Source organism: Pseudomonas sp. 05L36 (genome assembly GCF_056398125.1).
This window is the reverse complement of sequence record NZ_JBFTOU010000064.1, coordinates 1-7,444: the sequence shown is the minus strand read 5'-3', so window position 1 is coordinate 7,444 and position 7,444 is coordinate 1. Positions and strand designations below refer to the sequence as shown.

The window sequence follows — 7,444 nt, the reverse complement described above, 5'->3', positions numbered from 1 at the left end:
GTGCAACTGGTCGCCGGGCATCGGGTCAATCGCCGTGATACGGCGAGCAAGCGCTACGCCTCGCGTTTCGCCAACAACCTGCGCCGCCGCCTGCTCAAGGACGCCACCCCGGACACCGGTTGCGGCCTGAAGCTGATCGAGCGCGCGGCGTTCTTGCGCCTGCCGTACTTCGACCACATGCATCGCTATATTCCGGCACTGATCCAGCGCCATAACGGCCGCATGATCGTGCACCCGGTCAACCACCGGCCGCGCACGGCCGGGGTGTCGAAATACGGCAACATCGACCGCGCGCTGGTCGGCATTCTCGATTTGTTCGGCGTCTGGTGGCTGATCAAACGCACGCGGCTGAACACCATTGCCCAGGAGATCGAAGGATGATGTTGTCTCGTGAAACCCTGTGGCTGATCGTCGGCTTTGCGGGGCAGGTTGCCTTTACCGGGCGGTTTGTCCTGCAGTGGCTGTACAGCGAGTACAAGAAACGCAGCGTGATCCCGACCAACTTCTGGTACCTGAGCATCGTCGGCAGCACCTTGTTGCTTGCCTACGCCATTTATCGCCAGGATCCGGTGTTCATCGCCGGTCAGGCGTTTGGCTCCATCGTCTATTTTCGCAACCTGCAATTGATTGCCAAAAGCAGAAGCGTGAAGGAATAACCATGCGTAGATCGTTGTCGCCCAGGGTCGAATGCCTGGGCCTGATGCTGCTTGCCCTGCTGTTGATCGGCGCGGGACTGGGGTTGCGCCAGGCACAGAATGTGGACGAAGAGCGTTTCCTCGGCGTCGCACTGGAGATGCTGCAAAACGGCTCGTGGCTGATCCCGCACCGGGCCGCCGAAATCTATGGCGACAAGCCGCCGATTTTCATGTGGACGGTGGCGTTCTTCACCTGGCTGACCGGCAAGCCGAACATCGCCCTTTATATCCCGGGGCTGTTTTCAGCGGTGACGGTCACGGCGATGGTCTATGACCTGGGTCGTCGCTTGTGGACCCAGCGTACCGGGCGCAACGCCGCGCTGTTGTACCTGGCGACATACCAGACCTACAGCATCCTGCGCACCGGCCAGATCGACAGTTTGTTGATTCTGTTCACCTCCCTGGGCCTCTACGGTCTGGCGCGACACCTGTTGATCGGCCCTGCGTGGCGCTGGTTTTACGCGGGCTGCGCGGCCATGGGCATTGGCGTGATCACCAAGGGCGTGGGTTTCCTGCCGGCGCTGTTGCTGATTCCGTACGCCTATGCGGTGCGCAAAGACTGGCCCGGTGTGGTGGCCATGCCCGGCGAGGCGCGCAAGTGGTTGCTGGGGTTGGTGGTGATGCTGGCAGCGATCGCGATCTGGCTGTTGCCGTTGGCCTTGTCCATCATCGTCAATGGCAGCGCTGACGAAATTGCCTATGCGCGGGAGATCCTCCTGCACCAGACCGCGGGCCGTTATGCCGCCGCGTGGCATCACCGCGAACCGTTCTGGTACTTCTTCACCAACGTGATTCCGCAGTACTGGCTACCGCTGGTGCTAGTGCTGCCATGGCTGGTCCCCGCCTGGCGCCGGCAGTTGCAAAAACGTGACGGCCGGGTCCTGGTATTGCTCGGTTGGGTGGTGCTGGTGGTGCTGTTTTTCTGCATCAGCACTGGCAAGCGCAAGCTGTACATCTACCCGGCGCTGCCTGGGCTGGTGCTGGTCGCCGCACCGTTGATCCCGTGGCTGCTCAAGCGCTGGTTCAAACGGCACCCGCGTTTGCGTCGGGTGTTCCCGGCACTGGTCGCGACCTGGTTCGTACTGTGGTTCGCCCGTGGTTTCATCGAACCGCTCAAGGAAGGCGCCAACATTGATCAGGTGCTCATGACCCAGGCGGCATCCATGACCCAGGGCGCCGATCTGGTGCTGGTCAACTGGGAGGAGGGGCACTGGTTGTTCGCCCGTCAGCCGATCGTGCATTTCGGCATGGATTACTCCTCCATCGAGAAGGCTGCGCAGTATCTGCGCGAACACCCCAAGGCCTACGCTCTGGTACCGGATGACGTACTGAACCAGTGCTTCAAACCTGAAGCGGCCCGTGAACTGGGCGAAAACTCCCGGGCGAACTGGTCGATCGTGGGGGCGGATGCCGACAACGGCAAATGCCTCCCGCAAGAGGCCAGCAAAGCCTATCGGTTCACCTGGAATGACCCGCACATGCCCGCGCTGCCGGCGCAGGTGGCCAATCCCTGAGGGCAAAAAAAGGGCCGCTTGAATAAGCGGCCCTTTTCTTCGTTCGTCGCCTGTCACTGACGGGCATCCAGCACCACGCGGTAGCGCGCCTTGCCGCTGCGCAAATGATCGATGGCTTCGTTGATCCGGCTCATGGGGAACATCTCGACCTGCGGCAGGATCTGATGACGGGCGCAGAACTCCAGCATCATCGCGGTGTTGGCCGGTGAGCCGACCGGTGAGGCGGACAAGACTTTTTGCTGGGGAATCAGGTTGAACACGTGCACCGGTATGGCGTCGGGCACGATACCGACAAAGTGCAGGCGGCCCTTGCCGCGCAGGGTGGCGAGCATGGCCGTCCAGTCGAGGTTGGCGTTGGCGGTGACCAGGAGAAAATCCAGGGTGCCGGCAATGGCATTGAGCGCATCCGTGTCGGTCGAGGCGACCACCTTGTGCGCGCCCAGGCGCCTGGCTTCGTCCTGTTTGCTCAGCGATGAGGTGAAGGCGGTGACTTCGCAGCCCCAGGCGTTGAGGAAGCGCAGCGCCAGGTGACCGAGGCCGCCGATGCCCACCACACCGACCCGGTCAGTGGGCTTGATACCGAATTCCACCAGCGGGTTGAACACGGTCGAACCGGCACAGAACAACGGCCCGGCCATCGCCGGGTCGAGCCCGGCCGGGATCGGCAAGGCCCAGGCCCAGTGCGAGCGAATGCGGTCGGCAAAGCCACCGTTGCTGCCGATGATGGTCGGTTGCACGGTGCGGCACAGGTTATGGGAGCCTTCGATGCACGACGTGCAATGCATGCAGCTGCCCTTGTACCAACCGATGCCCACTCGTTGGCTCATTTCCAGGCCGCGAACCTGGTCGCCCAGCCGCACGATACGGCCGACCACCTCGTGACCGGGAATAAACGGGTAGCTGCTGATGCCCCAGTCGTTGTCGATCAGCGACTGGTCGGAGTGGCAGACGCCGCAATATTCCACGGCGACTTCCACCTCATCGCTTCCCAGCGGGCCGGGATCGTAGCTAAAGGGTTCCAGTGGCGCGCCCGCTGCCGTGGCGGCCCAGCCGGTAAAGGTGGTGAGTTCGCTGCTGTCGTTCATGGGATACCTCCAGATCAGACGTCGGGGATCTTGGCCGCTCGGGTGCAGCGGCGGAGCGAGGAAAGTGTAGCGGGTTGCCGGCGTTGCATCGGGCGCGAGCGTTGATACTTGAACACCCGATGCATACACCCGCGGTCACTGTTCGAACAATTGGCGATTGGCCCGTACGAAGTCAGCCACCGTCTGCGGTGCTTGACCGGTTACTTGCCCGATCACGCCGTCCACTCCGGAAAAAATCCCGTTCTGGTAATCGACCGCCACCGCCAGGAAGTGCTGGATGACAAATTCCGGCAGATCGTAGGTCTGCAGGTGCTGGCGATACTCCTCCAGCGTCGACGGACTGTAGGTGATGGTGCGGCCGACGATGGCGCTGATTTCCTCGGCAATTTGCTGATGGCTCAGTTCGACGGGACCGCACAACGGGTAGGTCTTGCCGATATGGCCGGACGGCTGGGTCAGGAGCCTGGCGATCACACGGGCCTGATCTTCGGCGGCAATCGGTGCGTGCCGCCCGCTACCGTACGGCAGCGTTATCCTGTTTTCCTTGACGATCTGATCCAGCACCCACGGAAAAATCAGCCATTCGGAAAAGAACGTCGGGCGAATGTGCACCACTGGCACGCCCGACCAGTCGAGTACGCGCTCGGCAATCCAGTGGTCGCGGGCGGCATGGCTCAGAGAGTCTTCCCGCGCGGAAATCTGCGACATTTCCACCACCACCTCGACGCCTGCGCGCCGTGCGGCATCGGCAAAATAGGCGGTTGCCTGAATGTAGCCGGGGCGAACCGGGTAGCACAGGTACGCGCCGGTCACGCCATCCATGGCGCGCAAGATATCGTCATGTTCCAGCAGGTCGCCGACAAAGATTTCGGCGCCCTCGTTCTGCAAGGCGGCGCTGCGTTCGTCCAGTTGATGCACGAAGGCCCGCACTGCATGACCTTCATTGAGCAGATGACGGACGGTGTAGACGCCGGTTTTACCGGTTGCTCCGGTGATGAGGTATTTGTGTGGCTGCATGATGGGTTCTCTCACTGTAATAAACGGGAAGTGGATCAGCTGTCGAAGGGTGCGTTGTCGATCAGGTCGCAGACATTCGGACAGTCGAAGCCATGGACATGGCGGCGCCCGACATCGGCGAGCCCGGTACCAATGGCCGTATGGGGTTTGTTCCTGGCCACTTCGGCAACGGCCTGGGTAAAGGCTGCTTTCATGCCGATGCGGGGGTAAAGCGCGAGCGTGTCGTCGACCAGCGAAGGGGTGATTTCATCCAGGTGCAGGCCCATGACATCGACATGGGCGCCCAGATAGATCAGGGCGATTTCCGGCTGTTTGCGGTCGGCGATGCCGGCGCTGGAGTGCAGGGCAATTGCATCCCAGACCTGTTCAGCTTTCGCCTGCGGATACCCGTTTGCCCGCAGAAAACGACTGGCGGCATCGGCGCCATCGACTTCAAAGCGCTGGTCGGCGGCAAACTCGGGCGTCAGCCCCAGATCGTGCAGCAGTGCCGCGAGGTAGACCGCTTCCCGGTCGTACCGCAAGCCCCGGCGCTGGCCAAGGAATTCGGCAAACCACCATGTCCGGTGCACATGATGCAAAAGCGCCCTGGAATGGACGCGTTCCACGAGCGATGCGGCTTTGCGGGCTAGCTCGGAGTCTGGAGCGCTGAAGCCGCCGATGTTGATGGGTGTATTCATGGTGCCTCCCGGGAATGACGTTGACTTGCCATTCACTCTAGGGATTCGCCGTGTGGCGCAATTGACTATTTTCGGATTATTTGTGCCAATATTGGCACCTCGAACGTGCAGGAGCCCGCCGTGATGAACAAGACGAAACCTGGCCATTCATTGAAGAGCCACACACCAAAACGCGTGGTGATTCTGGGGTTGCCACCCGTCGACGGGCTCGACGTCATCGGCCCGGCCGAGGTGTTTTCCCTGGCGAACACTCTGCACGACGGAGCCTTCGCGCCCTACGTGCTTGAACTGGTCTGCGCGGGCGTCGACCCGCAAATGGCCAGCAGCACTGGCATCGGGCTCATGGCGCACACGACCCTCGAGCACGAGCGGCGTGCCGACAAGGCCATCGACACGCTGATCGTGGCGACAGGCTGGCAGGCAATCGATCAGCTGGACGGGGCGGCCATAGAATGGATTCGCACGAGGTCCGAAAGCGTACGACGGGTGTGCTCGATCTGTGTCGGCGCGTTCGCCCTGGCAGACGCAGGGCTGCTGGACGGGCGCCGGGCGACGACTCACTGGCGCATGGCACGTGATCTTGCCGAGCGATATCCCAAGGTGCAGGTCGATCCGAATCCGATCTGGATCAAGGACGACAACGTCTATACCTCGGCCGGCATCTCGGCGGGCATCGACCTTGCCTTGGCGCTGGTCAGCGAAGACCTGGGGGATGACGTTGCGCTGGACATCGCGAAAAACCTGGTGCTGTTCCTGCGCCGTCCCGGTGGGCAGGCGCAGTTCAGTGTCGCCCTGCAATCGCAGCAGGTCCCCGGTTCTAATCTGGATGAACTGTGCCACTGGATCAGTGAGCACCTGAGTTCACAGCTGACCGTGGAAATCCTCGCAGACCGCTTTGCTACCAGTGTCCGAACCTTGATCCGGATCTTTCAGCGCGAGTTGCAGACCACCCCGGCCAGGTACGTGGAAGACGTTCGGCTGGAAGCCGCGTGCCGGGAGCTCGAACTGGGTGGGCGCTCGATGGAGGAGGTCGCACGCCGATGCGGTTATCACAGCGTTGACGTACTGAGGAAGGTTTTCGTCCGGCGCCTTGGCGTGAGTCCCAGGGAGTACGCGCAACGTTTCGCGCCGGACGTGGGGTAGGGGCGCCCGAGGCTTTCGGAGAATGTCGAACGGTTCGATGCGCTGGAACTGTTGATCTGAGCGTTACCTCAGAACTCCAGATCGATCACCAAGGCCTCATCGAAATCAGGATTTTCATTGATGCCATTTTTGGCATAGCCCCGGGGGTTGCACACCACGCGGGTGTTGCCCACCCGATAATCGAAGCTGCCATGGGTGTGGCCATGCAGCCACAGTGCCGGCTGCCAGTCTTTGATCCGCGCTTCGAGGTCCGAGACAAAACTTGAGTTGATCGGCGAGCCGGCAAAGGTCGGGCTGATGCTCGACCGGGTCGGGGCGAAATGCGAGACCACCACCGTGGGCGTGCTGCTGTCGCGGGTGAAGCAGTCTTCCAGCCAGACGACGGTCTGCAGAAACACCAGTTGGGAAATGGCCGGGGTGAACAGGTCTGGAAAGTCGGGGGCGATCCTGATGTGGCTGAAGTCACGGATCAGTTGGGTCGCCAGGTCGATGCCCAGCGCCCGATCCTCCGGGCTGTCGAGCAGGCGATAGTCAGACCACAAGGTGCAGCCGAGAAAACGCACGCCGTCGTGGACGTATTCCGAACGTTCCAGAATGTGGATCTGCGTACCTTGCGCCAGGCTGTTCAACTGTTCGTAGGTGGAGACCAGGTCACTGCCATAGAACTCGTGATTGCCCGCCACGTACAGCAGCGGAACCGGGCACGCGCTGGCCCACTCGATGGCCTTGGCCGGCCGGGCGATGTCCCCGGCGAGTACGACAATGTCGGCATCCACGGTGGGAAAGGGGATCGCGTTGACGGACAGGTGCATGTCGGACAGCAAGGCGATGCGCATGGATCAACTCCGGCGTGTCTTGAGGGGCAGGTCGTCCAAATTACCCGTTGTCGACCCGTTGCCACAAGCCGGCTTTATGCCACGCCGGAAATCCACTGTGGGAGCGAGCCTGCTCGCGATGGCTTTGTGTTGGGTGATGTGGTTTTGCGGGTGTACATATCCGTTTTTGCGGTAACGGCGACTATTGGTTCCGCCCTTACGGCGGGTCACTTGGAAGAGCGGAACGCCGCCCGGCCCCAAGTAACCAAGGGCTCTTGCCCCTTACGTTCGGTGCCTCGCCTAGGCTCGGCATGCCCTCGCTCCGGTCCTGCTCCGTGGGCCCGCCGCSATCGGCCATCCATGGCCCAGAGTGTGTCAAAACGCCAAAGCCAACCCTTGCTATGATTGCCCCGGATTTCATCGCAAGGGCTGCCCATGAAACGCTTCATTCAAGGTGAACACCGAGGTCAAAGGACCCTGCTCCCCGAGAGCCTGGAC

8 protein-coding genes are annotated in these 7,444 nt (G+C 61.8%); 4 read left to right on the top strand and 4 right to left on the bottom strand.

Annotation, left to right across the window (positions count from 1 at the left end; genetic code table 11):
- The 3 genes from AC1DKH_RS30145 to AC1DKH_RS30135 form a co-directional block, all read left to right on the top strand.
- Window positions 1-381: glycosyltransferase family protein (locus tag AC1DKH_RS30145; RefSeq protein ID WP_477799944.1), on the top strand; the 381-nt coding region annotated here is incomplete at its 5' end.
- A complete protein-coding gene (locus tag AC1DKH_RS30140) occupies window positions 378-656 on the top strand; it encodes a lipid-A-disaccharide synthase N-terminal domain-containing protein (protein ID WP_223456783.1) in 279 nt (92 codons plus the stop codon). The genes AC1DKH_RS30145 and AC1DKH_RS30140, both read left to right, overlap by 4 nt.
- A gap of 2 nt (window positions 657-658) precedes the next feature.
- Window positions 659-2,209 (top strand): ArnT family glycosyltransferase, encoded by a 1,551-nt coding sequence (locus AC1DKH_RS30135; RefSeq protein WP_477800204.1) that lies wholly within the window; start codon window positions 659-661, stop codon window positions 2,207-2,209.
- Between the two features lie 53 nt (window positions 2,210-2,262).
- Here AC1DKH_RS30135 and ahr read toward each other — a convergent pair whose 3' ends face one another.
- From ahr to AC1DKH_RS30120, 3 genes are all read right to left on the bottom strand, one after another.
- Complete coding sequence (gene ahr, locus AC1DKH_RS30130) at window positions 2,263-3,294, bottom strand: NADPH-dependent aldehyde reductase Ahr (RefSeq protein ID WP_477800203.1); 1,032 nt, start codon at window positions 3,292-3,294, stop codon at window positions 2,263-2,265.
- Window positions 3,295-3,429: 135 nt separating this feature from the next.
- The gene (locus AC1DKH_RS30125; RefSeq protein ID WP_477756375.1) at window positions 3,430-4,311 is read right to left on the bottom strand and encodes an NmrA family NAD(P)-binding protein; all 882 of its coding nucleotides are present in this window, start codon (window positions 4,309-4,311) and stop codon (window positions 3,430-3,432) included.
- A 35-nt stretch (window positions 4,312-4,346) separates the two neighbouring features.
- On the bottom strand, window positions 4,347-4,988 hold the full coding sequence (locus AC1DKH_RS30120; RefSeq protein WP_477800202.1) for an HD domain-containing protein: 642 nt from the start codon (window positions 4,986-4,988) through the stop codon (window positions 4,347-4,349).
- Between the two features lie 123 nt (window positions 4,989-5,111).
- Here AC1DKH_RS30120 and AC1DKH_RS30115 point away from each other — a divergent pair, with 123 nt between their 5' ends.
- Window positions 5,112-6,131 carry a GlxA family transcriptional regulator gene (locus AC1DKH_RS30115; protein ID WP_477800201.1) on the top strand — a complete coding sequence of 340 codons (1,020 nt, stop codon included), beginning with the start codon at window positions 5,112-5,114 and terminating at the stop codon, window positions 6,129-6,131.
- Window positions 6,132-6,199: 68 nt separating this feature from the next.
- On the opposite strand, the gene AC1DKH_RS30110 is transcribed toward AC1DKH_RS30115, so the two are convergent.
- A complete protein-coding gene (locus AC1DKH_RS30110) occupies window positions 6,200-6,967 on the bottom strand; it encodes a metallophosphoesterase (protein ID WP_477800200.1) in 768 nt (255 codons plus the stop codon).
- Window positions 6,968-7,444 lie beyond the last annotated feature (477 nt).

What these genes read in the sequence shown, in the direction of transcription:
- AC1DKH_RS30110 (WP_477800200.1), bottom strand. Translation starts at nt 6,967, where the DNA reads ATGCGCATCGCCTTGCTGTCCGACATGCACCTGTCCGTCAACGCGATC.
- AC1DKH_RS30115 (WP_477800201.1), top strand. Translation starts at nt 5,112, where the DNA reads ATGAACAAGACGAAACCTGGCCATTCATTGAAGAGCCACACACCAAAA.
- AC1DKH_RS30125 (WP_477756375.1), bottom strand. Translation starts at nt 4,311, where the DNA reads ATGCAGCCACACAAATACCTCATCACCGGAGCAACCGGTAAAACCGGC.
- AC1DKH_RS30135 (WP_477800204.1), top strand. Translation starts at nt 659, where the DNA reads ATGCGTAGATCGTTGTCGCCCAGGGTCGAATGCCTGGGCCTGATGCTG.
- AC1DKH_RS30140 (WP_223456783.1), top strand. Translation starts at nt 378, where the DNA reads ATGATGTTGTCTCGTGAAACCCTGTGGCTGATCGTCGGCTTTGCGGGG.
- ahr (WP_477800203.1), bottom strand. Translation starts at nt 3,294, where the DNA reads ATGAACGACAGCAGCGAACTCACCACCTTTACCGGCTGGGCCGCCACG.
- AC1DKH_RS30120 (WP_477800202.1), bottom strand. Translation starts at nt 4,988, where the DNA reads ATGAATACACCCATCAACATCGGCGGCTTCAGCGCTCCAGACTCCGAG.